Here is a 24,400-nt window from a genome sequence, read left to right on the forward strand (position 1 = left end):
GTTTTTACTTATATATGTAGTCCTTAGTAAGGCTTAGATTATTATTGATTTCTTTTGTGATTAAAAATTGGAACAAATCCACGCTTCCAACACGAAAAGCAGAGGCACAAGAACGAAGGTATAAATCCCACATTCTTATAAATTCTTCATCATATTTTTCCCTTACCTTGTCCAATACTTTGTTAAAATTTTCATCCCATAAATCTAAAGTTTTTGCATAGTGCATTCTTAAACTTTCTGCTAAAAGAAGATGAAAATCCCACTCACTCATAGCACTTACAACCTCTCTTAAAGAAGGTAAATATCCTCCTGGAAAAATATATTTATCTATCCAAGCATTTGTTTTTCCTTCAAACATGGCTAAAATAGAATGTAAAAGCATAGAACCTCCAGGTTTTAAAACTTGTTTTACTTTCATAAAATAAAGTCCTAAATTCTCTTTGCCTACATGTTCAAACATACCCACAGAAACAACTTTATCAAAATAATTTTCAAATTCTAAATCTTGATAATTTTGAAGTCTTATTTCTATTTTATCTTCAAGATCAAGTTCTTTTACTCTTTCCTTGGCTTTTTTACACTGCTCCTCTGAAATAGTAATTCCAACAACCTTAACCCCATACTTTTGAGCCGCCATAATAGAAAGCCAACCCCAACCACAACCTATATCTAAAAGCTTTTCTCCTTCTTTTAAATCAAGTTTTTTAAGGGTATGTTCTATTTTGTTAATTTGAGCTTCATAAAGAGTATTATTAGGCTCTTTAAAATAAGCGCAAGAATAGCTCATAGTATCATCAAGCCAAAGCTTATAAAAATCATTACCTATATCATAATGACTTTTAATATTTTTACTTTCCTGTTTTTGGGCTATTTTACTCAAGATATCCTCTGTATTTTTTAAAAAACGCTTATTTGAAAAATAATACAAAACTTTAGCTATTTCATCATAATCACCTTCTATTTCTAGTTTAGACTCCATATAATGTTTTGCAAAAACTAAACTCGTATCACTAAATAATTTTAAAAAAGGTATTTTTTCTTTGAAAATTAAAGAAAATTTAGCAGACTGATTACCCACATGAAATTCTTCTTGATCCCAAAATACAATTCTAAAATTTCCATAATTCCATTTTGAAAGAATAAATTTAATCATTTGTTTTTCAAGCATGACATACTCCAATTAATAATAATTATTATTAGATAGTATCTCTTAATTAGGTTTAAAAATTAATAAAAATGAAGAAAAAATAAGATTTTTGCCATTATCACTAAATAATGGCAAAAAATGTAATATTAATGTAATTTAGACCAAACAGAACGCTTCCAACCTATAGCAAAAATACTTAAAATTACAAAGAATATCATTACATAAATTCCTGTAGTTTTTCTTTCTTCTTTCTTGCTATCACCCACTTGATCAATATAAGATACAACCTTAGCCTGTGCAGCTTCTGTTAAACCTACTCTTGGCATAGCGGTTCCTGGAAGAAGTTTTTGAGTGTTATTAATAAAATCATGTAAATATTGCTCACCACGAGATCTTATCATCATAGAAAGATCAGGCGGAACAGAACCTAAATAAGTTTTTAAATCATTTTGATTTGATGGAGTAAAAAAGCTATCGTATTTCATATCATGACAACGTCCGCAAGCCTCAATAAAAGTTGCTTTATCTTTAGCAAATTTTATATCTTTTTCCATTAAAGCCGCTTTTTGAGCACTATTTTCCATTTTAGCATATTTTGCCTCAACATCTTTCTTAATAGTAGCATCTTCATTGGCTTCAAATTTAACACTCACATCTTTAAGATAAGCAATTACATTGGCTATATTTGCATTTGTAGCTTCTTCACTTTCTCCTGAAGTATCTTTATTGTAAGCTGTCATAATAAAAGCATCACCAAATTTATGATCTACTTTTAAAGCAAGCGCAGGATGCATAATTAAAGCAGCTAAAAATTTTTCATCAAAAATAGCACCAGCTGCACTAAGATCAGGTGGTATTACTCCCATAGAAGAATCGGTAATATTAGCTGCTATTCCATCTTCTTTTACACCATGACATGCAAAACAGTTATTTTCAAAAAATTCTTTACCTTTTTTTGCATCACCCTTAGCAAAATCGATCTTTGCAACATCTGCCCAAAGTGTTTCAACTTTGCTTAATTCTTCTTTTGCTTTTTCAAGTTCTTTGTTTGCACTCTCTATTCTTTTAGCATCTCCTGAAGCTTGTGCATCTTTTAGAGCTAATTCTTTAGCTTCAACTATACCTTTTGCAAAAGTAGTATCTTCAACAGCAAAATCAAAATTTGCAGGAGCAACATGAGGTTTCATCACTGAATGAGCATAAGGCTCTACCCCCCAATATACAAGTGCAGTAAAAACTACTACAACTAAAAATATTTTTATTTCTCTCATTGTTTAGCTCCTTTTCTCTCCATAATAGTAATAACCGGTAAAACTACAATAAGTAAAAGTAAAAATACTATAGAAGCATAAAATCCTACCCAAGCATTTACACCTGTTGGAGGTAATTTTCCATAAACTGTTAAAACAATTAAATCGATAAGCAATATCCAAAACCAAATGAAAAATAAAGGTCTTTCATGAGCCGGTTTTACAACATCACTTCTATCAAGCCAAGGAAGCAAGAAGAAAATCACTTGAGCAATACCAAATGCAGCCAAACCTATATCAAAAGCTTTAATACCTGCAATATCAAAGAAAAATCCTCTTAAAACTTCATAACTCCATAAGAAATACCACTCAGGATAAATATGAGCTGGTGTTTTAAGCGCATTAGCCGGATCAAAATTAATTGGATCCATTGCAAATTCAAATTTAAAACAGACTAAATAAAAGAAGAAAATCATAAAAAAGCTTATATACATAAAATCTTTTGATAAAAATCCTGGCCAAAAAGGAATCACTTTAGAACCCTTTGTGTCACCTGCCATGTACTTTTCAGCCTCTAAGTCAAAGTCAAGTTCTTCAGAAATTTCATTATTAACATGAGGAATTCTTAAAGAATAGAAGTGAAATGCTATAATAGCAATGATAACTATAGGAAGCAAGCACACATGAAGCATAAAAAATCTTGTTAAAGTTGGATCAGAAACCGCATAATCTCCACGAATCCAAATCACAAGTTCAGGGCCAATAAATGGTATCCCTCCAAAAAGATTAGTGATTACTTGAGCTGCCCAATAACTCATTTGTCCCCAAGGAAGCATATACCCACTAAAAGCTTCAGCAGAAAATACAACAAACAAAAGCATACCGCTAACCCAAATCATTTCACGACCTTTCTTATAAGAACCGTAATAAATTCCTGTTAACATATGTATGTATATAATCAAAAATACAACAGAAGCGGCAACACCATGCATGTGACGCCAAAGCCATCCATAATCCACCTCTTGCATAATAGTCTTATTCACACTATCAAAAGCAAGTGCAGTATCTGGTTTATAATACATTACAAGTAAAAGTCCTGTAACAAAAAGCACTGCAAAAAGAGTGGTTAAAATAACCCCCATTGCCCAAAGAAAGTTAATTTGCTTTGGTATCCAATACTTTACCATTAAAACATCAAGTAGTTTATGTACTGCAAGTCTTTGATCAAGCCAATCTACAAGACCATTAGCTTTTCTAATTTGTGCCATCTTAAGCCTCCGCTATCATTTTTTTATATTCAGGACCCTCTTCGCCTAAAACAAGTTTGGTTCCATCGATCTTAAAAGGAGGAATTTCAAGAGGCTTTGGAGGAGGTCCAAAGACATTTTTTCCACTTGTGTCAAATTCTCCACCATGACAGGCACATTTAAACAATTGCTCGCTTGGTTGGTAAGCAGGTATACAACCCAAATGCGTACAAAGTCCTATAACCACAGTATAAGCTGCGTTATCTACCACAACATCACGTTTTTCATCTTTTGGCATACTCGCATCTTTTTTTAATATAAAAATAGGCTTTTTACGCCATTCTATAGTTCTAAGCTCTCCATCTTGCATTCCTGATAAATCTACTGTAGTAAAACCTGCAGCTTTGACACTTGGAAGTGGATCCCAAGTTTTTTTCATCGCAACAAGCGAGAAAACACCGCCTACAGCAGCTACGCTTCCAAATGCAAAGCCCATAAAGCTTCGTCTACTCTCAGATGTAGCCATAACTTGTCCTTTCGATTTTATTTTTTAACCAAGTTAAAAGTTTATCGAAATTAAAATAAATTTTTTCTTTGTTTAACAAATTTTGATATTTAGACAATAAGAGCAAAAAGAGAAAAAACAAGCACAGGTAAAGTTATCAAAAAGCCAAATTTAGAATATTGCCAAAAAGAAATATTAATGCCTTTTCTAGCCAAAACTCCAAGCCAAAGCAAAGTTGCCAAAGAACCTATTGGCGTAAGTTTTGGGCCTATGTTTACCCCCAAAAGATGCGCATAAATCATCAAGGAATCAAAAGAAAAACTTTCAAAATATTCTTTTAATGCTAAATCTCCGATTAAAACCATAGGCAAATTATTAAACACAGAAGATCCAAAAGCTGAAATCAAAGCCACACCAAAAATTCCACTCTTATCTTGCATCAAAAAAGCATAGCTTTTAACCAAAATTTCGCTCACGCCTATTTTATGTAAAGCAAAAACCACCATATAAAGCCCAAAACTAAAAAGCAAAACTCCATAAGGTGCTTCAAAAAGAATTTTAACACTTTTTTTACCTTGAATTTTTAAAACAATAAGCCAAAAAATTCCCGCCCAAAGCAAAGCAAAAAAACTTATTTTAATATCAAAAATTTCACCTATAAAAAAACTGATCACAAAAAGAAGTAAAAATACTATGCAAAGAAAAAACAATTTCAATGAAATTTGCTCTTTTTTGACTAATTTAAATTCAAGCCTTTTAGGCAAAACTCTCCCATAAAGCATAAAAACCATAACTATAGTAGAAAGCAAAACAAAAAAATTTGGCAAAAACATATTTTTAGCAAATTCTAAAAATTCTATCTTAAAATAATTTGCTGTAATAATATTGGTTAAATTTGAAATAACCAAAGCGTTTGAACTTGCATCACATAAAAAAGAAAGACTAAGCAAAAAAGAACTTAAAATAAAAACATGATTTTTACAATCTTTAAGAGTTGAAAATAAAGCTATAATAATAGGTGTAATGATTAAAATCGCTCCATCGTTAGCAAAAAATGCAGAAAGAAAAAAGACAAAAATCAACAAAAATAACATCAATTTTTTTGTGCTAATATAAATTTTTTCTTGATTTTTCTCTCTAGAAAAATGCAAAATTTTACTCGCAATAAAATCAAAAAATCCCAAAGCTTCCAAGCTAAAAGAAAGGATAATCAACCCAACCAAAGTTAAAGAACTATCCCAAACCAAAGAAAAAACAAAATAAGCGTCTGTAAAATCTACCAATTGAAAAATAAAAACAAAAAAAGCTCCCAAGCTAGAAAATACCCAAATAGGTAAATTCCATGGACGCCAAAAAAGTAAAATTAAAGTAGATAAAAAAATAAAAAAAGCAAGCATTTAAGCTTTTTTCTTTTGCATTTTGATATAAATTTGCAAAATATCCAACGCCGCAGGAGTGATTCCACTGATTTGACTTGCAGCAAAAATAGTTGGAGGTTTATGATGATTAAGCTTTTCTACAACTTCATTACTCAAACCGCTTACACTTTTAAAATCAAAATTTTCAGGAATTTTAAGCTCGCTAAGATTTTTCATTTTTTCTACTTGAGCTTTTTGCATACTAATGTAATGATAATACTTTGCCTCATTTAAAATCTCTCTTAAGGAGTAATGATCCATAGTTTCAAACATAGGATCAAGTTTTTTTAATTTTTCTATATCAAAACTTGCTCTTGCGACAATTTTTTGAAGATTGACTATAGAAGAAATTTTATCTTCTCCTAAACTCTCTAAAAAAGCATTATTTTGGTTATTAGGTGTGAATTCTTTAGAAAGTAAAAATTCAAGTCCTTTTTGAAGATTGTTTGCGATATTTTGTATATAAGTAAAATCTTGCTCGCTTAAAAGCCCTAAATCATAGCCATATTTTCCAAGTCTAAGTATAGCATTTTCTTCCCTTAAAAGCAGTCTAAATTCCGCTCTTGAAGTAAACATTCTATAAGGTTCTTTTGTGCCTTTTACTACCAAATCATCGATTAAAACTCCTATATAAGCTTCATCGCGCCTTAAAATCAAAGGCTCTTTCATATCTATGCTTAAACTTGCATTGATTCCTGCCATAAAGCCTTGTGCTGCAGCCTCTTCATAACCAGTAGTTCCATTAATCTGTCCTGCACAATAAAGATTTTTAATCTTTTTAAGTTCTAAAGTATGCTTAAGTTCAGTTGGCTCTATATAATCATATTCTATAGCATAACCAAAACGGGTTATTTTAGCATCTTCAAAACCCTTTATAGAACGCAACATTTGAATTTGCACCTCATAAGGTAAAGAAGTAGAAAAACCATTGATATAATACTCTGTCGCATCGATAGTTTGAGGCTCTATAAAAAGATGATGACTTTCTTTGTCGCTAAAACGATTAATCTTATCTTCTATAGAAGGACAATACCTTGGCCCCACACCTTCAATCTGGCCTGTAAAAAGTGGAGCACGATAAAAATTATTCTTAATAATCTCATGTGTAGTTGTATTAGTGCGTGCGATATAACAAGGAAGTTGAGTAGGATTAAAATTTCTTGAACGAAAACTAAAAGCTTTAGGATTTACATCGCCATCTTGGATTTCAAGTGCGCTAAAATCAATACTTTTTGCATCTACTCTTGGGCAAGTTCCTGTTTTTAAACGCCCCATTTTTAAACCCAAAGTTTGTAGATAATTGCCTAAATTTACTGAAGCAAGCTCCCCTACCCTTCCTGCTTGAAGTTTATTTTCGCCTATATGAATAAGTCCATTTAAAAAAGTCCCTGTTGTAAGTATCACTTTTTTGGCAAAATATGTATTTTCTAAATTTGTTTTTACGCCTTTAACTTCATCATTTTCTACGATTAAAGCATTCGCTTGTTCTTGAGAAATTTCTAAATTTGGAAGTTTTAAAAGTTTATTACGTGCAATGATACGGTACTTATCCATATCAATTTGCGCCCTACTTCCTTGAACGGCTACACCCTTACTTTCATTTAAAATGCGAAATTGTATTCCCGCTTCATCGGTGATTTCACCCATAAGACCACCCATGGCATCAAGTTCTTTTACCAAATGCCCTTTTGCAAGTCCACCTATAGCTGGATTACAACTTGCTGCTCCTATTTGCTCAATCAATGTAGTTAAAAGTAAGGTTTTTTTACCCATTCTAGCAGCAGCAGCACTTGCTTCAACACCCGCATGTCCACCACCTATAACAATGACATCAAACATATTTTGCCTTGAAAAATGTGAATTTTTAAAAGAAAGATTATATAATATTTAGACTTAAAACAAACTCGTTTTAAGTCTAACAAAAATTTATTTAGCTTCTTGGAGAGAGAAAATTAACTCATTATAAGTTTTATCTGCATCTTTGCAGAAATTTTTAAGCATCTCAACACCTTTATTTAAACCTTGTTGCTGTTCTACTCTTAAAAGATCGCTATAAAGGCTTTCTATTGTAGAAATAGCACTTTTATTTGGCATACGACGAACGGAATAATAGCCTATGATATTATTATTAATGTCTATTGATGGAGTTACATTTGCAAAAACCCAGTAGTAATTGTTATCTTTAGTTTTGTTTTTTACGTAAGCAAAAATTTCCTTACCCTCTCTCATATAATCCCATAAATATTTAAAAACAGTTTTTGGCATCTCTTCATGTCTTACTATGTTATGAGGTTTATTTAAAACTTCACCCATGGTATAACCTGCATACTTTAAAAAATCATCATTTGCATAAACTATTTTACCTTTTAAATCTGTTTTAGAAGTAATTAAACTATCTTCTTGTAAAAAAATTTCTCTTGACATTTCCCCACCCTCTTAATTTATATTTTTAATTTTGCTAAGATTTCAGCACTTCTTTGCTCTAGTGATTTAATATCATTTACAATCGCATCATAAGCTTTTTGATCGATATAATCTTGACTTGATTCTTCTATTGCTTTTTTAGCGTTATCTTTTATAAATTCTTTAGCTAAATTTAACTCAGTTTCAGAACTAAGTTCATTAATAACACCTTGAGCTCTCTCATCTTGGCAAAGATTAGAAATTGGATCTACGCTTTCAAGATTAAAATTTTGAGCCCCATTTAAATTTAAATATATATTTGATTTATAAAGAATATGATCGATTTTAACCACAGACAAAATCAATCTCTTTGCAAAGGATCCAAAATTAACACCAAGAGCACTACTATTTTCTTCTAGACGTTTAAAAGCTTGAGAAAATTTATTAATTCTTTCTTCAGATTCACTAACAATGTTAAAAACTTGTTCACTGCCACTTTGGATATTTACAAAATCTTGTTGCATAGTCTGAATTGCAATAGAAATTTCGCTTGTAGATCTTTGAGTTCTTTCTGCTAACTTTCTAACTTCATCAGCTACAACAGCAAAGCCCCTACCATGCTCTCCTGCACGCGCAGCTTCAATAGCGGCATTTAAAGCTAGAAGATTGGTTTGATCGGCTATATCACGTATTACTTCAACCACTGAAGTAATATTTTGGGAATTAGCCACAAAAGTTTGCACTGTTTCCTTACTCGAATTTACAACATCCATTAAAGAACCCATAGCACTTTGCAAAGAATCCACCTCTGAGCCATTTTCTGTAGCTGTATGAGTAATGGCATCAACTGTATCATATACATTTTTCATCATGCTAATATCTTGATTTAATGAGCTAGAAATTTGAGACATATCTTTATTTTGATTTCCAAGGCTTAAATCCATTAAAGTTCTTGATAAAGCATTTTTAAAAGTGGATCTTGCTGTCACTTCTATGTTTGCTAAAGCTTTATTTATAAATTCGATATTATGAGCAAAAATTCCTTTTAAACCTTCAGGCAAAGCCTTACGATAAAATTCGCCTTTTTGGGAACAAGAAATAGAAGTATTAATTTCCCTTAAGTAAGCTTCTAGCCCATCAATAGTATTGTTAAGATTATCTGCTATTTCGGCTAATTTTTTGCTTTTTGTTTTTACATAGATCATTCTATTGTCAAAATTTCCTTCTTTTAACTCTCTACAAAGAACCAAAAGTTTATCTATCATTATTTGCTCATCTTTGTGTTGTCTAAGCAAATAAATCGTTAAAACAGCGATTAAAATAAAAATTATCACTCCAATATAAATATGAATAAAAATGGCGCCTAAAACACCGATAATACTTAGAAAAATAGTTGATAATAATCCATTTTTCACCATAAATTTACCCCTTTATTAAAAATTTTTGAAGTCATAAATTAAAGTATATTTTAGTAATATATATTACTTTAATTTAATCACTAAAAATTATACAATAAAAAATATTAAATATATCTTATTTAGTTATCTTTTTGTAAGTTAAAAACAAGTTCATTATAAGTCATTTTATAAGAACTTACAATATCCATTAAAGCCGAAACTCCAGCATTAATGCCTGATTTTTGCTCTTTTTCAAGTAAAATTTTATAAACTTCTTTAATTATAGGAAGAGATTTTCTATTGGGCGCACGACGAACAGAATAGTAGTTGATGATATTTCCATTGGCATCAAATGAAGCACTTACATTTGCAAACACCCAGTAAAAACTACCATCCTTAGCTTTATTTTTTACAAATGCAAAAATTTCTTCTCCTTTTTGAATATAATCCCAAAGACATTTAAATAGAGTACGTGGCATATCTTCATGTCTTACTATATTATGAGATTTATACAAAAGCTCATCGACTTTATAACCTGCGTATTTTAAAAAATCATTATTGGCATAAATGATATTCCCTTTAAGATCTGTTTTAGAAGTAATTAAAGCATTTTCAGACAAAATTATTTCTTTCATAATTTAAAATATCCCAATAAAACAAATAAATCAAAAATAGAATTATTACCAATAATAAATAACAAAAAGCAAACTGAATTACAAAATTATAAAATTTTAAAAAATATTTTAAATTTTATAATGCAAATAATGAGAAATTTTGTAACATTTATATAATAAAATTGTCATATCATATAAAAGAAAGTATTTCTAGATTTGTTTTTTTGTTAAAATTTATAATACGCATTGTTAAAATTATATTTTACAAAGATCAAAAGGAGTGAATAAACTTGGAAACTTTAAGTCAAACTTTAGCTGAAAGAAAACCGCCTTTATATAAACGTATTATAAAAAGTCTTGGATTTTGGGTGATTATAGGCATTATTACAGGTATTGTGCTTGGCTATACAGATAAAGAATTAGCCATTGCTAGCAAACCAGGAGTTGATTATTTTATAGGTGCTCTAAAGGTTCTTATAGGTCCTATTATTTTTGTTACTTTGGTTTTGGGCATCATTAGTCTTGAAAGTTTAAAAAAAGTAGGTAGTATTGGTGCTAAAGCGGTTATTTACTTTGAAGTTGTAAGTACTTTAGCGCTTGCTATAGGTATTTTTATGGCAAATGTTATGCAACCAGGTCATGGAATGAATCTTGATCCAAGTCAACTTGATACAAAAAGCGTTCAAAAATATATTTCTCAAACCACAGAAGTAAGCGCGAGCTCTGAGATTATGCATATTTTAAAAGATGCTATGCCTACTGATATTATCACGCCTTTTACAGAAGGAAAAACCATACAAGTTTTAGTTATTGCTATAATTACTGCTTTGATTATTTCTTTAATGAGAATAGAAGACAAACAGGCAATTCAAAGAGTTTTTGAAGTGGTACAAAATTTTGTTTTTAAAATTCTACAAATCATTATGTATTTTAGTCCTATTGCCGCCTTTTCAGCAATGGCTGTACTCATAGCTCAATACGGAATTGGCTCTTTGATCAACTTGGCATATTTACTTTTAGTAATGCTGATTTCATGTCTTGTTTTTATATTTGGAATCTTAGGTCTGATTTGTTATTTTGCAAAAGTAAATATCTTCAAATTTATGAGATTTATCTCAAGAGAAGTATTGATCGTTTTTGCAACCAGTTCAAGCGAGTCTGCACTTGCTCCTTTAATGAGAAAACTAGAAAAAGCAGGACTTTCTAAAGCAACAGTCGGACTTGTTTTACCAACGGGATATAGTTTTAATCTTGATTGTACAAATATTTATCTAGCTATGAGCTTAATCTTTCTAGCACAAGCTTTCAATGTAAATTTAAGTTTAGCACACGAAATCAGTATTTTAATAGTATTAATGATAGCTTCAAAAGGTGCAGTGGGTGTAACTGGATCAGGTTTTATAGTACTTGGAAGTACGCTTGCAGCTCTAGGAAATATGGAAATTTCAGAAGCAAATGCAACCTTAGCGCAAGTTCTACCAGTAGCTGCTATAGGCGTTCTTTTAGGTGTTGATAAATTTATGTCTGAAATGAGGGCTGTTGGAAATCTTTGTGGAAATTCAGTAGCAGCCTTAATCGTTGCCATCTGGGATAAACAAATTGATCGAGAAAAATTCAACTATGCTATGGATAATCCAGAAAAATTTCATAATGCTGGAATGAACTAATGGGTTCTTTGGAGGAAATCATATCGATTAACCTCCTCTAAAGTATTATCTTTTTTTCTAAATTGCTTTAAAAAACTTTCATTGAAATTAAAACTAAATCCAACTTGAACAACAGTATCATCAACACTCTCTCTTGCGCTATAATCACGACGCAATAAATTTAAACTAAATACACTATAAGGAGAGTAAGATACTTGATAATTAGTTTTATCATTATCTTTACTTATATCAAAAGCAAAAGCGGTGTAAGTTGGAATTACAAAACTCATTCCAAGCTGTAAATTTTTTTCTGCTTCATTGGGTATGTAATAATTACTATAAGCCTTTATAAATTTACTATAACCAAACTCTGTACCAAAGCTTTTAGTATCTTTTTGTTCTTTTTGTTTGTCAATAAAACCATTAACTCCAAATAAAAAATCATCTTTTTCATAACGATTGATTAAGCCCCCTGAGTAATTATAATTATCTTGAGCCACAAAAAGTTCTTTTTGAAAAAGCAAAGAATTATTCTCTCCCTCATAAAGAGAACTTAAATTTTTAACCTGCGCGTTTTCGTTTTGAAAATCTAAATTCCCATCTGTTTTATCTATACCATTATTATTTTCTAAAGTTTTTGAAAGCAAGCTATCAAAAGTGCTTTTAAAATCCACATTCTCTTCTTGAATTTTTGGAGCTTCTTTAGTATTTTTATAATCAAAGTGCTCCCAAGAATTTTGATTATTATTTTTTGCCAAAGCCTCTGTAAGTTCATCGGCATTGAGTAAAGAAAACAATGCCATTATATAAAAAATACCCCTCATTATTCTTATATTCCTTATTATTTCTTGTTTGAATATTTATTATAAAAAAATAATATAAATAAAAATTCCACAAAGACTAAAAAATAAAATTAGCAAATTTCAAGTAAATAAGTGTATAATTAAAATAAAAAAAGGTTATTAATGCAAAAAGACAACCTCATAGCTTTTGTTATTTTTATTATCAGTACTATCGCATTTGTTATTTGGGGATTTGGTTATATTTCGCAACATCAACTGATTCTTTTTATTCTTGCTTCTATATTTGGTATTTTTATGGCATTTAATATAGGTGGAAATGATGTAGCCAATTCTTTTGGAACAAGCGTTGGTGCAAAAACAGTAACCATTAAACAAGCTTTAATTATAGCAGCTGTTTTTGAGCTAAGTGGAGCAATCTTCGCAGGCGCAGAAGTTACTAAGACCATACGCAGCGGTATTGTTGTTTTTCCAAATTCTTTAGATCCCATGCTTTTTGTTATCATTATGCTTGCTGCACTTTTAAGCTCTGGAGTTTGGATTTTTATTGCAACCAAGAAAGGCTTACCTGTATCAACCACACACAGTATAGTTGGTGGGATTGTAGGTGCTAGTATTATGATGGGGCTTTTAAAATTTGATGGGATTCAAACACTCTCCATGGTTAAATGGAGTGAAATTTTAAGAATAGCTATTTCTTGGGTAGCTTCGCCTCTTTTAGGGGGTATTGTAGCTTATACTATTTATTCATACATTGATAAGAAAATTTTGAAACCATCAGAAAAACTAAACGATGATTTGAAAAATATCAAAAAAGAAAGAAAGAAATTCAAAGAAGAATATTTTTTAGATTTAAAAACAAAATCCCAAGAAGAACAAATTAAAGAACTTTCCGCTATAGCTTTAGATGAGGAAGAACAAGAAAATAATTTCTATAGAAATAAAATGAAGGAATTTAAGGATCAAGAAAAAGATATAGATATTTACTCTATTTTAAAAACTCATATGCCAATCATTGCTTGTATTGCTGCTGCTATCATTTCGGCAATGTTTTTATTTAAAGGTTTAAATAATGTTAGCACTTTAGATATTTTACAAAACTTTTGGATTATCGGAATTATAGGAACTATAAGTTATGTTGTAACATTTGCTATAGTCAAAATCGTTAAAAAAACAGAACTTAATAAAACTACTGATAGAATTTTCTCATGGTTTCAAATATTTACAGCCTCTAGTTTTGCATTTTCACACGGAGCCAATGATATAGCCAATGCTATAGGTCCTTTTGCGGCGATTTTAGATGTCTTAAAAAACGGCACAATTAACTCAACTTCTCCTGTACCTTTTGCTGCTTTAGCTATGTTTGGAGTTGCTCTAGTTGTAGGACTTTGGTTTTTAGGTAAAGAAGTGATTACTACAGTGGGTTCAAAACTTGCAACCATACGCCCTACTACTGGATTTTCTGCAGAACTTGGTGCAAGCATAGTTATACTCTTAGCTACACAATTTGGGATTCCTGTTAGCTCCACCCATATACTCATAGGTGCTATATTGGGTATAGGAGTGTATAACAAAAACGCAAATTGGATTATGATGAAGCCTATAGGATTGGCTTGGATTATCACTTTACCAGCCGCTGGTATTATGGCAGCACTTGTATTTTTAGGATTTAAACTATCTTTAGGAATTTAAGTAAAGCTTATTTTTCTAAAATATTTTTTCCTTTAATTATATGCATTTTAATCTTTCCAAAAAGTTTATCCTCAGAATAAAGAGAACTTTTTGGAGCAAAAATTTCTTCATTCTCATCAAAAAGAACTAGATTAGCTTCTTTTCCGACTTCTATAACTCCACTATTTAAACCTAAAAATTCACTAGGATTTTTACTTGTAAATTGACAAAGCTCTTGCCAATTTAAAAATCCTTCTTTGATTAAAAAAGTATAGCAAAGACTTATAAATTCGCATACGCTATGGATTCCAAAGGCCGCTTCATCAAAAGCTAAATCTTTTAAAGAAATTGATTTTGCACTATGTAAAGAAGTTAAAAAACTAATTTTTCCTTCTTTTAAAGCCTCTCTTAAAGCCAAAACATCTTCTTTACTTCTTAAAGGTGGCATAAGTTTCGCAGCAGTATTAAAATCTTCACAAGCACTATCATCTTTGATAAGATGATGAATGCTTACAAGTTTTAAATCCTTTTCATCTAATAATACTAAAGAATCTCTCAAACTTAAAAGATCAAAAACAACCTTATTTTTATAAAATTTAGCCAATTCTTTCATTTTAGCTATCTGGCTAGTTTCAGCAATTTTACTCATGCCTATAAGCCCTAGCTCAAAACTCATTTCACAATCATTCATCACTCCATTATCATCAAAATTCTTATCATAACAACGCACAAAAATTGGAGAGTCTTTCATAAAAGCATATTGCGAGCTTACTTTTAAAGTATTTGCATCCAAAGAACTATCAAGCTCTAAAGCACAAGCACCTTTATTTAAGAGAGTGGCTAAATTTTTAAGCTTTCCGTTTGTATCCTTAACCCGCACACTTGAAAAAATTTGCATCTTTCTTTGAGCTAAATTTTGTAAAAATAAAGCAAAACTTTCTTCATCAAAATCCATGCAATCACGCAAAACTATACTAGAAATTCCTCCTTTTAGACACTCATTTTCTAAAAGCTCTAAATTAGCTAAAGAAAATTTATCGTTTTTTAAACTCACACACAAATCCACAAAAGATGGAAGTAAAGTCATACCTTTAGCATCTAAAATTTCTTCACCTTGTAAATTAGAACCAATATTAGTAATTTTTTCTTCTTTAACCTCTATATCTTGTAAAGAATTTCCATAAATTTTTGCATTTTTAATTATCATGATTTTTCCTTAATCATTTTGCTTTAGTAAATTCTGCGTTGCTTCTTGCACACTTTTACCCTTAAAAATTGCCACTACTTCATTTACAATAGGAGTATAAATTCCTTTCATTTTTGCTAATCTTTCTATAGCATAAGCAGTTTTTACACCTTCTGCTACTTCATTAAGTTCAGCTAAAATACTATCTAATTTTTGATTTTGCGCCAGTTTTAAACCCACTCTATAATTTCTTGATAAAATACTCGTTGCAGTTAAAAACAAATCCCCTGCTCCACTTAATCCTAAAAAAGTTTCTTCTTTAGCACCAAAAAATTTACCAAAACGGTGCATTTCTACAAGTCCTCTTGAAATCAGTGCTGCTCTTGCATTATTGCCAAGTTTTAACCCATCACTAATCCCACTTGCAATCGCTAAAACATTCTTATAAGCACCACAAATTTCAGCACCACGCACATCATTATCAGTATAAGTTTTAATAAAATCAGGGAAAAAACTTGCAAATTTTTTACAAAGCTCTTGATTTAGCCCGCTAATTATCAAGGCTGTAGGAAGTTTTTGCATTACTTCAGCAGCAAAAGAAGGGCCACTTAAAACACAAAAATTTTCTTTTGACACAAAATCCAAAAAAATTTCATCTAAAAATTGACAACTTTGATCTTCTATGCCTTTTGAAGCAATTAAAATTTTTTGTCCCTTGTTGATAAAATTTTCTTTAAGCCAAGCACGCATTCCTTGAGAACTTAAAGCAAAAACAAGATATTCACATTCTAAAGCTTCTTTTATGTTAACAAAATCTTCTAAATCACGCTGATGCAAAGAACTGATAAAACAATTGTGATTTTCTTTTAAGGCTAGATGTAAAGCACTGCCCCATTTTCCCGCACCAATAACCGCTATACGCATCAACCAAGCTTTGCTTTTAAAATTTCATTTACTTTTGCAGGATTAAAAGCTCCTTTACCTTCTTTCATTGCTTGACCCACAAAAAATCCAAAAAGCTTCTCTTTACCACTTTTATATTCTGCAACCTTATCAGCATTTGCATTTAAAATTTGTTCAATCACCGCTTCTATGGCTGAGTCATCACTTACTTGCTTAAGTCCTAGCTTTTCTATAGCTTCATCAATTTCCACACTAATATTTTCAAATACAAAAGCCAAAACATCTTTAGCCGCCTTTGCACTGATAGTGCCATCTTCTATGCGTTTAATTAAAACTCCAAGCTTTTGAGCATCTACAGGAGAATTTTCTATAGTCAATTCTCCTTTTAAAAGTCCCATGAGTTCAGTATTTAACCAATTTACACAAAGTTTAGGATTTAAATTTTGAGAAATAAGACTTTCAAAAAAACGACTCATTTCTAAAGAACTGATTAAAACCTCAGCATCACTTTCTTTTATACCAAGCTCGTCTATAAAGCGTGCTTTCTTCTCATCAGGAAGTTCAGGGATTTTAATATCTAAAAACTCATCTTTTAATAAAACAGGCAATAAATCAGGATCAGGAAAATATCGATATTCTGCTGCTTCTTCTTTGCCACGCATACTTCTCGTAACTAAATTTGTCGTATCAAAAAGTCTGGTTTCTTGAACTACTTCTTGTTCGTAAGTTCCATCTTCCCAAGCCTCACTTTGTCTTTTTACCTCATATTCTATGGCTTTTTGGATAAAACGAAAAGAATTAAGATTTTTAATCTCTACTCTAGTATAAAGTTTTGTATCGCCCTTAGGTCTTATGCTAACATTTGCATCGCATCTAAAACTTCCTTCTTGCATATTTGCATCTGAAATATCTAAAAAGCGTATAATAGAATGAAGTTTTTTAAGATAAGCTACTGCCTCATCACTACTTCTAAGCTCAGGCTCACTGACAATCTCAAGCAAAGGAGTTCCTGCACGATTTAAATCCACTTTAGAAAAATTACTTTCATGGATATTTTTACCTGCATCTTCTTCCAAGTGCGCTCTTGTAATACCTATGCGTTTATTTTCACCATTTACATTGATAAAAAGCTCACCCTTTTCTACTATAGGGATATCAAATTGTGAAATTTGATAAGCCTTAGGTAAATCTGGATAAAAATAATTCTTGCGATTAAAAACACTTTTTTTATTAATTGTTGCATTAACAGCTTTTCCAAAAGCTATAGCTTTTTTTACAGCCTCTTCATTTAAAACAGGCAAAGCTCCTGGTAAGGCCAAACAAGTGGGACAAACATTAGTATTTGGAGCTTCTCCAAAAGAAGTTGCACATGAGCAAAAGATTTTTGTTTTTGTATTTAACTGAGTATGAACTTCAAGACCTATAACTACTTCAAACATAAAATTTCCTTGAATTTTTAAATGTTTTATTTTATCTTTTTTTCTTTTAGAAAGGCTTTAAATATTAACTTTAAATGCTATAATCCTTAGGCAATTTATATTTAAGGAGTTAAAATGCCATTATTAGACAGCTTTAAAGTTGACCATACTAAAATGCCAGCTCCTGCTGTGCGTTTAGCTAAAGTTATGAAAACACCTAAGGGTGATGATATTAGTGTGTTTGATTTGCGTTTTTGCATACCAAATAAAGACATTATGAGCGAAAAAGGCACTCATACCTTAGAACATTTATTTGCAGGATTTATGAGAGATCATTTAAATTCAAATTCAGTTGAAATTATTGATATTTCACCTATGGGTTGTCGCACGGGTTTTTATATGAGTTTAATTGGAACACCTGATGAGAAAAGTATTGCAAAAGCTTGGGAAGAAGCTATGAAAGATGTTTTAAGCGTAAGCGATCAAAGCAAAATTCCTGAACTTAATATCTATCAATGCGGAACTTGTGCCATGCATTCTTTAGATGAAGCCAAACAAATTGCCCAAAAGGTTTTAAATCTAGGTATTAGCATAATGAATAACAAAGAATTAAAACTCGAGAATGCTTAAAAAGAATCTTTATTTTTTAAACGATTAAGCTTTAATTAATATATTTTGATATATGATTTTGAAATTTTATTATTTTAAAAGGAGAAAAAATGAAACTGATGTGCGAGATGTGTAGTATCTAGTGCGTCCTTTGGCTTAACATTATGTTTCCAAAGGTCCAAAAAGTGGATAAGGAGATATAATGTGTAAGAAAGTCAAAAAAGTTTATTTTTTCAAAATACTCATTTAAAATCTTAACTTACAAAAATTTCTCTAATAAAATTTAATTCAAAATATCTTCTTATCCTTAATTTTAATTTAAGGAGTAAAAATGAATTTACCTATACTTGATTTACAAGCTTATGAAAAAGATAAAAGCACTTTTCTTAAAAACTTAAGAGAAATCGCTTCTAAAATAGGCTTTTTTTATCTTATCAATACCGGTATAGATAAAAATTTAAACAAGAAATTATTCAAACTTGGCAAAGAATTTTTTAATCTTCCTAGAAGTTCAAAAGATCTTATTTCTATGGTGCATTCTCCTCAATTTAGAGGTTATACTAGCGAAGGTTTTGAATACACAGCAGGAGCTAAGGATTATAGAGAACAACTGGATATAAGCACAGAAAGAGATGCTTTAAACTGGAATTTAAACTCACCCTTATGGCAAAGATTAGAAGGTCCTAATCTTTGGCCTAGTGAAATTCCAGAACTTAAAAAAACTTTCTTAACTTGGCACGAACAAACCAAAAAAGCTTGTTTAAAGCTTTTAAAAGCCTTCGCTCAAGCCCTTGATCTGCCTAGCAATGCTTTTGATAAACTTTATGGAAAAAATTCTTATGAACATTGTAAAATCATACATTATCCTAAAAGTTCAAAAAACACTACTCAAGGCGTGGGTTCACATAAAGATGGCGGGCTTATCACTTTTGTTTTTCAAGAAAAACAAAGCGGACTTGAAGCTTTTATAGATGGTAAATGGCTTAGTATACCCCCACTTGAAAATAGCGTTGTAGTTAATATAGGAGAATTTTTAGAACTAGCTACCAATGGCTATTTAAAAGCTACTATTCACCGCGTGAATTTAAGCCCAAAAGAACGCTTTAGCATAGCTTATTTTCTTGGAGTGCAACTTGATAAGGATATACCTATTTTTAAGTTAAATCCAGAGCTTGCTAAAGAAAGCAAAGGTGTGGATACTGATCCTAAAAATCCACTTTTAAGAAATGTTGCAAGTAATTATTTTAAAAGAATGATACGCTCTCATCCTGATGTAGCAAGTATTTATCATAGTGACTTGATAGAAAAATTTAAATTTGCGTAAAGGAGAAAAAATGACTTTATTTACTAAAGCTTTTTGCGTCGCTACTCTTTTTACCGGTTTTGCATGGGCAAATGAAGAACTTAAAGTTGGCTCTTCTATAACACCTCATGCAGATATTTTAAGATTTATAAAATCAGCGCTTCAAAAACAAGGTTATGATTTAAAAATTTATGAATTCAATGATGGAGTAATCCCTAATGTAATGGTTGAAAATGGTGAGTTAGATGCTAATTATTTTCAGCATGAGCCTTATTTAAAAGAATTCAATCAAAGACAAGGCACTCATCTTGTAAAAGTTGCTAGTATCCATATAGAACCTATGGCAGTGTATTCTAAAAAACATAAAAAATTTAACCCCGAGGAAGGACAAAGCATTTCTATACCCAATAATCCTACAAATGAAAGCCGTGCTTTACGCATTGTAGCAAGCAAAGGACTTATAGAAGTTAAGGATAATGAGCTCATCACTCCTTTAGATATCACTAAAAATCCTAAGAAGCTTAAATTTGTAGAGTTAAAAGACGCTCAACTTACAAGGAGTTTAGATGATGTAGATTATTCTCTTATTAATAGCAATTTTGCTATTTTAGCAGGTTTAAACCCTGTAAAAGATGGGCTTTATACAGAAAGTAAATATAGTGAATATGGCAATATCATCGCCGTTAAAGAAGGTAATAAAAACCTTCCTAAAATCAAAGCCCTAGTAAAGGCCTTGCAAAGCGATGAAGTTAAAAAATTTATAGAAGAAAAATATCAGGGTGCTTTAATCCCTACATTTTAAGGAGAACAAATATGAAAAATTCAATCATTTCTTACCCAAGAATAGGTGCAAATAGAGAATTAAAATTTGCTATTGAAAAATACTTTAAAAACCAAAGTTCTAAAGAGGAGCTTTTAAAGAGTGCTAAGGATTTAAGGATTAGACACTGGCAAGAAATTCAAAAAGCTGGCATTGATTTTATCCCTAGTAATGATTTTTCACTTTATGATAATGTCTTAGATGCGGCTGTGCTTTTTAACATTGTTCATACAAAGTATAAAAATTTAAATTTAGATGCTTTAGATGAATACTTTGCTCAAAGTCGAGGTTATCAAGGAGAAAATGGAGATGTTACAGCCTTAGCAATGAAAAAATGGTTCAATACAAATTATCATTATTTGGTGCCTGAGTGTGATAATGCCGATATTATAGCTTTAACAGGGGATAAAATTTTTAAAGAATATCTCGAAGCTAAAGAGCTTGGCATAGAAAGCAAGCCTGTTTTAATAGGCATTTTCACACTTTTTAAACTCATTGCCTTTAAAGATGAAAAAACTCAAAAACTCGCCAAAGAAAAGCTTTTAAACGCTTACATAGAGCTTTTTGATAAACTAAATGAACTTAAAGTGACATGGCTTGAACTTGATGAGCCTTATTTGGTTTATGATTTAAGCAAGGAAGATATCGCTTTGTTCGAAGAATTTTACCAAGAACTTTTAAATCACAAAAAAAATCTTAAAATTTTACTTCAAAGCTATTTTGGGGACTTAAGAGATATTTATCCTAAACTTTTAGAAAGCAAATTTGATGCTTTGGGGCTTGATTTTATCGAAGGTAAACAAAGCTTAGCCTTAGTTCAAAAATACGGCTTTGCTAAAGATAAAATCCTTTTTGCAGGTCTTATTAACGCCAAAAATATCTATGCTAATGATTATGCTAAAAGCCTAAAGCTTATTAAAGAGCTTCAAAAATATACACAAAATATCATCTTAAACACTTCTTGCTCACTTTTACATGTGCCTTATAGCACTGAATTTGAAAGCAAATTGGATCCAAGCTATCTTAAACTTTTTGCCTTTGCTAAAGAAAAACTTCAAGAACTTAAAGATTTAAAAGAAATTCTAAATTCTAGCGAAGAAAATCCGCTCTTTAGAGCCAATCAAGAGCTTTTTAAAAATATCCCAGAGCGTTTAGATGAAAAAGTCAAAGCAAGGCTTAAGGCTTTAAAAAAAGAAGATTTTACCAGAACGCCTAGTTTTAAAGAACGCGCCTTAATCCAAAAAGAATTTTTAAAACTCCCTCTTTTACCAACCACAACCATAGGTTCCTTTCCTCAAAGTGCCGATGTAAGATCTAATCGCCTTGCCTTTAAGCAAGAAAAAATTTCAGCTCAAAACTACACTGAATTTAACCAACAAAAAATCAAAGAATGCATACAAATTCAAGAAGAAATAGGACTTGATGTTTTAGTGCATGGAGAATTTGAAAGAAATGATATGGTGGAGTATTTTGGAGAGAATTTAAAGGGCTTTTTATTTACTCAAAATGGTTGGGTGCAAAGCTATGGCACAAGGTGCGTTAAACCTCCTGTGATTTGGGGTGATGTATCACGCACAAAGCCTATTACCCTAGCTTGGTCTAAATTTGCACAAAGTTTAAGTCAAAAAATCGTAAAAGGTATGCTAACTGGGCCTGTAACCATACTTAATTGGTCCTTTCCAAGAGAAGACATCAGTCTAAAAGAAAGCACTGAGCAAATTGCCTTAGCTATAAGAGATGAAGTGTTAGATCTTGAAAATGCAGGTATAAAAATCATACAAATTGATGAAGCGGCTTTACGTGAAAAACTGCCTTTAAGGAAAAGTGATTGGCATAGCGAGTATTTAGATTGGGCTATCCCTGCTTTTAATCTTGTGCATAGTGGGGTAAAAGCTAAAACTCAAATTCACACTCATATGTGCTATAGTGAATTTAGCGATATCTTAAAAGAAATTGACGCTATGGATGCTGATGTGATTTCTTTTGAAGCTTCAAGATCAAACTTAAGTCTTTTAGATACCCTAAAAGCTATTCGTTTTAAAACTGAGGTGGGACCAGGAGTTTATGATATACATAGCCCTAGAGTTCCAAGCGTAGAAGAATTAAGTTTAACTATAGAAAAAATTTTAAACAAATTACCTAACGAGCAAATTTGGATCAATCCAGACTGCGGACTTAAAACAAGGGCTTATGAAGAAGTTATAGCCTCTCTTAAAAATTTAGTTACAGCTACGCAAAAAATACGAAAACAATTATAAGGAGTTTTTATGTGTAATTTTTCTTTTGAAGTTTTTCCACCAAGAAAGGATGAAAATATCAAAAATCTTCATGCTATCTTAGATGATTTAGGGCAATTAAGCCCTAATTTTATCAGCGTAACCTTTGGAGCTGGAGGCTCTGTTAACTCACAAAACACTTTAGAAATTGCAAGCTTAATCCAGAAAGAATATCAAATTCCTAGCATAGTACATTTACCTTGTATCCATTCTAGTAAAGAAAAAATCACTCAGATACTTCAAAAATGCAAAGAAAAAAATCTTAATCAAATTCTTGCCCTAAGAGGCGATATATGTGAGAATTTAGAAAAAAGCAAAGATTTTTCTTATGCTAGTGATTTAATTTCTTTTATAAAAAAACAAGAATATTTTGAAATTTATGCCGCATGCTATCCTGAAAAACATAATGAATCTAAAAATTTCATCGAGGATATACACCATCTTAAAACTAAGGTAAATGCAGGAACAGACAAGCTCATTACTCAACTTTTTTACGATAATGAAGATTTTTATACTTTTAAACAAAATTGTGCTTTAGCAGGTATTGACATACCTATTTACGCAGGTATTATGCCTATTACTAACAAAAGACAGGTTTTAAAAATTTCTCAACTTTGCGGAGCTAAAATCCCTCCTAAATTTGTTAAAATTTTAGAAAAATATGAAAATAATACTTTGGCTTTAGAAGATGCAGGTATCGCGTATGCTTGCGATCAAATTGTCGATTTAATCACAAGTGGCGTAGATGGAATTCATCTTTATACTATGAATAAATCCAAAGCAGCTATTAAAATTTATGAAGCTGTAAAGCATTTGCTTAAAGAAGAGCTTCGTGCTTAGAAAATAAACTATTTTTTGCTTTTATCTTAACTTATTTTCATTTTTTAGCTTATGGTTTTCTATAAGTAAAACAAAAATTAAAGATAAAAGCAAACCTGGTATAATACCCAAGCAAAGATAGAAAAAAGAATTATATTTAAAAAAGAAGAAAAGTGCACCAAAAAGCATTAAAGCTAAAGATACACCTTTGAAAAATTCTAAAATATAGATCAATGACCTTCCTCAACAACAGTTGCACCCGCTAAATATACATAAGTTAAAATCATAAAAATAAAAGCTTGTAAAAATGCCATAAAAGTTAAAAGCACATAAGCAGGAAGTGGAGCTATATAAGGAACTAAAGCTAAAATTACCATTAAAAATAAATCGTCGCCTTTAATATTTCCAAACAAACGGAAGGACAAAGAAACCACACGAGAAAGATGAGAGACTATCTCTATAGGAAACATCAAAGGAGCTAAAAGTTTAATAGGTCCCATAAAATGAGCAAAATACTTTACAAAACCTTGTGCCCTAATACCCTCAAAATGATAATATACAAAAACTATAATAGCTAAGGACAAAGTCAAATTTAAACTTGCAGTTGGAGCGTGAAAACCAGGTATTATACCTATAATATTACTAAAAAACACTATAATCCCCAAAGTTGCAACCAAAGGAAGATATTTTCTTGCACCTTTTTCACTTCCCATGGTATCTCTACCCATAGATAAAACTCCCTCTAAAAAAGCCTCACCTAAATTTTGCATACCGCGTGGAACAAGTTGCATAGAACGAGTAGCCATCATAGCCACTATAACAGCAATTAAAGCTACCAAACCTATGTGAAAAAAATAAGAAAAACTATGACTTGCATCAAGCAAAGAGCTAAATAAAAATAAATCTTTCATGGTTTCCTCAAAAATTTTATTCTAAACTCGAAATTTTAGCAAAATCTTACTTATATT

22 protein-coding genes are annotated in these 24,400 nt (G+C 31.0%); 7 read left to right on the plus strand and 15 right to left on the minus strand.

Annotated features, from left to right (window positions below; genetic code table 11):
- Positions 1-4: 4 nt before the first annotated feature.
- From ELQ11_RS00180 to ELQ11_RS00220, 9 genes are all read right to left on the minus strand, one after another.
- Positions 5-1,168, minus strand: coding sequence for a cyclopropane-fatty-acyl-phospholipid synthase family protein (locus ELQ11_RS00180; RefSeq protein WP_038402156.1), 1,164 nt, complete (start codon positions 1,166-1,168; stop codon positions 5-7).
- 125 nt (positions 1,169-1,293) lie between these two features.
- The gene (locus ELQ11_RS00185) at positions 1,294-2,418 is read right to left on the minus strand and encodes a cytochrome c1 (RefSeq protein ID WP_002852693.1); all 1,125 of its coding nucleotides are present in this window, start codon (positions 2,416-2,418) and stop codon (positions 1,294-1,296) included.
- A complete protein-coding gene (locus ELQ11_RS00190; RefSeq protein WP_002852758.1) occupies positions 2,415-3,665 on the minus strand; it encodes a cytochrome bc complex cytochrome b subunit in 1,251 nt (416 codons plus the stop codon). The genes ELQ11_RS00185 and ELQ11_RS00190 overlap by 4 nt, the downstream gene beginning before the upstream one ends.
- 1 nt (position 3,666) lies before the next feature.
- Positions 3,667-4,170 (minus strand): ubiquinol-cytochrome c reductase iron-sulfur subunit, encoded by a 504-nt coding sequence (gene petA, locus ELQ11_RS00195; RefSeq protein WP_002852880.1) that lies wholly within the window; start codon positions 4,168-4,170, stop codon positions 3,667-3,669.
- An 89-nt stretch (positions 4,171-4,259) separates the two neighbouring features.
- Positions 4,260-5,546, minus strand: a complete 1,287-nt coding sequence (locus ELQ11_RS00200; protein WP_044779087.1) for an arsenic transporter — start codon at positions 5,544-5,546, stop codon at positions 4,260-4,262.
- On the minus strand, positions 5,547-7,406 hold the full coding sequence (gene mnmG, locus ELQ11_RS00205; RefSeq protein WP_126217544.1) for a tRNA uridine-5-carboxymethylaminomethyl(34) synthesis enzyme MnmG: 1,860 nt from the start codon (positions 7,404-7,406) through the stop codon (positions 5,547-5,549). It lies immediately after the preceding gene.
- Positions 7,407-7,493: 87 nt separating this feature from the next.
- Positions 7,494-7,991, minus strand: a complete 498-nt coding sequence (gene cetB / locus ELQ11_RS00210) for a bipartate energy taxis response protein CetB (protein ID WP_002861897.1) — start codon at positions 7,989-7,991, stop codon at positions 7,494-7,496.
- A 17-nt stretch (positions 7,992-8,008) separates the two neighbouring features.
- Positions 8,009-9,388 (minus strand): bipartate energy taxis response protein CetA, encoded by a 1,380-nt coding sequence (gene cetA / locus ELQ11_RS00215; RefSeq protein WP_052949272.1) that lies wholly within the window; start codon positions 9,386-9,388, stop codon positions 8,009-8,011.
- Between the two features lie 119 nt (positions 9,389-9,507).
- A complete protein-coding gene (locus tag ELQ11_RS00220; protein WP_070252870.1) occupies positions 9,508-10,002 on the minus strand; it encodes a PAS domain-containing protein in 495 nt (164 codons plus the stop codon).
- Positions 10,003-10,271: 269 nt separating this feature from the next.
- Here ELQ11_RS00220 and ELQ11_RS00225 point away from each other — a divergent pair, with 269 nt between their 5' ends.
- On the plus strand, positions 10,272-11,648 hold the full coding sequence (locus tag ELQ11_RS00225; protein ID WP_126210824.1) for a cation:dicarboxylase symporter family transporter: 1,377 nt from the start codon (positions 10,272-10,274) through the stop codon (positions 11,646-11,648).
- On the opposite strand, the gene ELQ11_RS00230 is transcribed toward ELQ11_RS00225, so the two are convergent.
- Entirely contained in the window at positions 11,645-12,451 is an 807-nt protein-coding gene (locus ELQ11_RS00230; RefSeq protein ID WP_002870816.1) for an inverse autotransporter beta-barrel domain-containing protein, read from the minus strand. The genes ELQ11_RS00225 and ELQ11_RS00230 overlap by 4 nt on opposite strands.
- Before the next feature lie 141 nt (positions 12,452-12,592).
- On the opposite strand from ELQ11_RS00230, the gene ELQ11_RS00235 reads away from it, so the two are divergent.
- Positions 12,593-14,119: an inorganic phosphate transporter gene (locus tag ELQ11_RS00235; RefSeq protein ID WP_002870817.1), complete on the plus strand. Its 1,527-nt coding sequence runs from the start codon at positions 12,593-12,595 to the stop codon at positions 14,117-14,119.
- A gap of 7 nt (positions 14,120-14,126) precedes the next feature.
- On the opposite strand, the gene ELQ11_RS00240 is transcribed toward ELQ11_RS00235, so the two are convergent.
- The 3 genes from ELQ11_RS00240 to gatB are packed head-to-tail and all read right to left on the minus strand — an operon-like array spanning position 14,127 to position 17,626.
- Positions 14,127-15,305 (minus strand): metal-dependent hydrolase, encoded by a 1,179-nt coding sequence (locus tag ELQ11_RS00240; protein ID WP_002870818.1) that lies wholly within the window; start codon positions 15,303-15,305, stop codon positions 14,127-14,129.
- A gap of 9 nt (positions 15,306-15,314) precedes the next feature.
- Positions 15,315-16,211, minus strand: a complete 897-nt coding sequence (locus tag ELQ11_RS00245) for an NAD(P)H-dependent glycerol-3-phosphate dehydrogenase (RefSeq protein ID WP_134225068.1) — start codon at positions 16,209-16,211, stop codon at positions 15,315-15,317.
- Entirely contained in the window at positions 16,208-17,626 is a 1,419-nt protein-coding gene (gatB, locus tag ELQ11_RS00250; RefSeq protein WP_002870820.1) for an Asp-tRNA(Asn)/Glu-tRNA(Gln) amidotransferase subunit GatB, read from the minus strand. Before gatB ends, ELQ11_RS00245 begins: the two co-directional genes overlap by 4 nt.
- 114 nt (positions 17,627-17,740) lie before the next feature.
- Here gatB and luxS point away from each other — a divergent pair, with 114 nt between their 5' ends.
- The 5 genes from luxS (at position 17,741) to metF (ending at position 23,453) form a co-directional block, all read left to right on the plus strand.
- Positions 17,741-18,235, plus strand: coding sequence for an S-ribosylhomocysteine lyase (gene luxS, locus ELQ11_RS00255; RefSeq protein ID WP_002870821.1), 495 nt, complete (start codon positions 17,741-17,743; stop codon positions 18,233-18,235).
- A 310-nt stretch (positions 18,236-18,545) separates the two neighbouring features.
- Positions 18,546-19,538, plus strand: coding sequence for an isopenicillin N synthase family oxygenase (locus tag ELQ11_RS00265; protein WP_072223525.1), 993 nt, complete (start codon positions 18,546-18,548; stop codon positions 19,536-19,538).
- A 10-nt stretch (positions 19,539-19,548) separates the two neighbouring features.
- Entirely contained in the window at positions 19,549-20,319 is a 771-nt protein-coding gene (locus ELQ11_RS00270; protein ID WP_002870823.1) for a MetQ/NlpA family ABC transporter substrate-binding protein, read from the plus strand.
- A gap of 11 nt (positions 20,320-20,330) precedes the next feature.
- Positions 20,331-22,595, plus strand: a complete 2,265-nt coding sequence (gene metE, locus ELQ11_RS00275) for a 5-methyltetrahydropteroyltriglutamate--homocysteine S-methyltransferase (protein WP_134225069.1) — start codon at positions 20,331-20,333, stop codon at positions 22,593-22,595.
- A 9-nt stretch (positions 22,596-22,604) separates the two neighbouring features.
- Positions 22,605-23,453: a methylenetetrahydrofolate reductase [NAD(P)H] gene (gene metF, locus ELQ11_RS00280; protein WP_052949266.1), complete on the plus strand. Its 849-nt coding sequence runs from the start codon at positions 22,605-22,607 to the stop codon at positions 23,451-23,453.
- Between the two features lie 21 nt (positions 23,454-23,474).
- Here metF and ELQ11_RS00285 read toward each other — a convergent pair whose 3' ends face one another.
- Together ELQ11_RS00285 and ELQ11_RS00290 are read right to left on the minus strand one after the other, a co-directional pair.
- On the minus strand, positions 23,475-23,666 hold the full coding sequence (locus ELQ11_RS00285) for a hypothetical protein (protein WP_002870826.1): 192 nt from the start codon (positions 23,664-23,666) through the stop codon (positions 23,475-23,477).
- Positions 23,663-24,343 carry a F0F1 ATP synthase subunit A gene (locus tag ELQ11_RS00290; RefSeq protein ID WP_002870827.1) on the minus strand — a complete coding sequence of 227 codons (681 nt, stop codon included), beginning with the start codon at positions 24,341-24,343 and terminating at the stop codon, positions 23,663-23,665. Before ELQ11_RS00290 ends, ELQ11_RS00285 begins: the two co-directional genes overlap by 4 nt.
- Positions 24,344-24,400: the final 57 nt, after the last annotated feature.

This window comes from Campylobacter sp. US50a (assembly GCF_004379015.1).
In the GTDB taxonomy this organism is placed as follows: Bacteria; Campylobacterota; Campylobacteria; order Campylobacterales; family Campylobacteraceae; genus Campylobacter_D; species Campylobacter_D jejuni.

Bases quoted from the DNA above. Each gene is read 5' to 3' on its own strand.
- ELQ11_RS00180 (WP_038402156.1), bottom strand. From the start codon at position 1,168: ATGCTTGAAAAACAAATGATTAAATTTATTCTTTCAAAATGGAATTAT.
- ELQ11_RS00185 (WP_002852693.1), bottom strand. From the start codon at position 2,418: ATGAGAGAAATAAAAATATTTTTAGTTGTAGTAGTTTTTACTGCACTT.
- ELQ11_RS00190 (WP_002852758.1), bottom strand. From the start codon at position 3,665: ATGGCACAAATTAGAAAAGCTAATGGTCTTGTAGATTGGCTTGATCAA.
- petA (WP_002852880.1), bottom strand. From the start codon at position 4,170: ATGGCTACATCTGAGAGTAGACGAAGCTTTATGGGCTTTGCATTTGGA.
- ELQ11_RS00200 (WP_044779087.1), bottom strand. From the start codon at position 5,546: ATGCTTGCTTTTTTTATTTTTTTATCTACTTTAATTTTACTTTTTTGG.
- mnmG (WP_126217544.1), bottom strand. From the start codon at position 7,406: ATGTTTGATGTCATTGTTATAGGTGGTGGACATGCGGGTGTTGAAGCA.
- cetB (WP_002861897.1), bottom strand. From the start codon at position 7,991: ATGTCAAGAGAAATTTTTTTACAAGAAGATAGTTTAATTACTTCTAAA.
- cetA (WP_052949272.1), bottom strand. From the start codon at position 9,388: ATGGTGAAAAATGGATTATTATCAACTATTTTTCTAAGTATTATCGGT.
- ELQ11_RS00220 (WP_070252870.1), bottom strand. From the start codon at position 10,002: ATGAAAGAAATAATTTTGTCTGAAAATGCTTTAATTACTTCTAAAACA.
- ELQ11_RS00230 (WP_002870816.1), bottom strand. From the start codon at position 12,451: ATGAGGGGTATTTTTTATATAATGGCATTGTTTTCTTTACTCAATGCC.
- ELQ11_RS00235 (WP_002870817.1), top strand. From the start codon at position 12,593: ATGCAAAAAGACAACCTCATAGCTTTTGTTATTTTTATTATCAGTACT.
- ELQ11_RS00240 (WP_002870818.1), bottom strand. From the start codon at position 15,305: ATGATAATTAAAAATGCAAAAATTTATGGAAATTCTTTACAAGATATA.
- gatB (WP_002870820.1), bottom strand. From the start codon at position 17,626: ATGTTTGAAGTAGTTATAGGTCTTGAAGTTCATACTCAGTTAAATACA.
- luxS (WP_002870821.1), top strand. From the start codon at position 17,741: ATGCCATTATTAGACAGCTTTAAAGTTGACCATACTAAAATGCCAGCT.
- ELQ11_RS00265 (WP_072223525.1), top strand. From the start codon at position 18,546: ATGAATTTACCTATACTTGATTTACAAGCTTATGAAAAAGATAAAAGC.
- ELQ11_RS00270 (WP_002870823.1), top strand. From the start codon at position 19,549: ATGACTTTATTTACTAAAGCTTTTTGCGTCGCTACTCTTTTTACCGGT.
- metE (WP_134225069.1), top strand. From the start codon at position 20,331: ATGAAAAATTCAATCATTTCTTACCCAAGAATAGGTGCAAATAGAGAA.
- metF (WP_052949266.1), top strand. From the start codon at position 22,605: ATGTGTAATTTTTCTTTTGAAGTTTTTCCACCAAGAAAGGATGAAAAT.
- ELQ11_RS00290 (WP_002870827.1), bottom strand. From the start codon at position 24,343: ATGAAAGATTTATTTTTATTTAGCTCTTTGCTTGATGCAAGTCATAGT.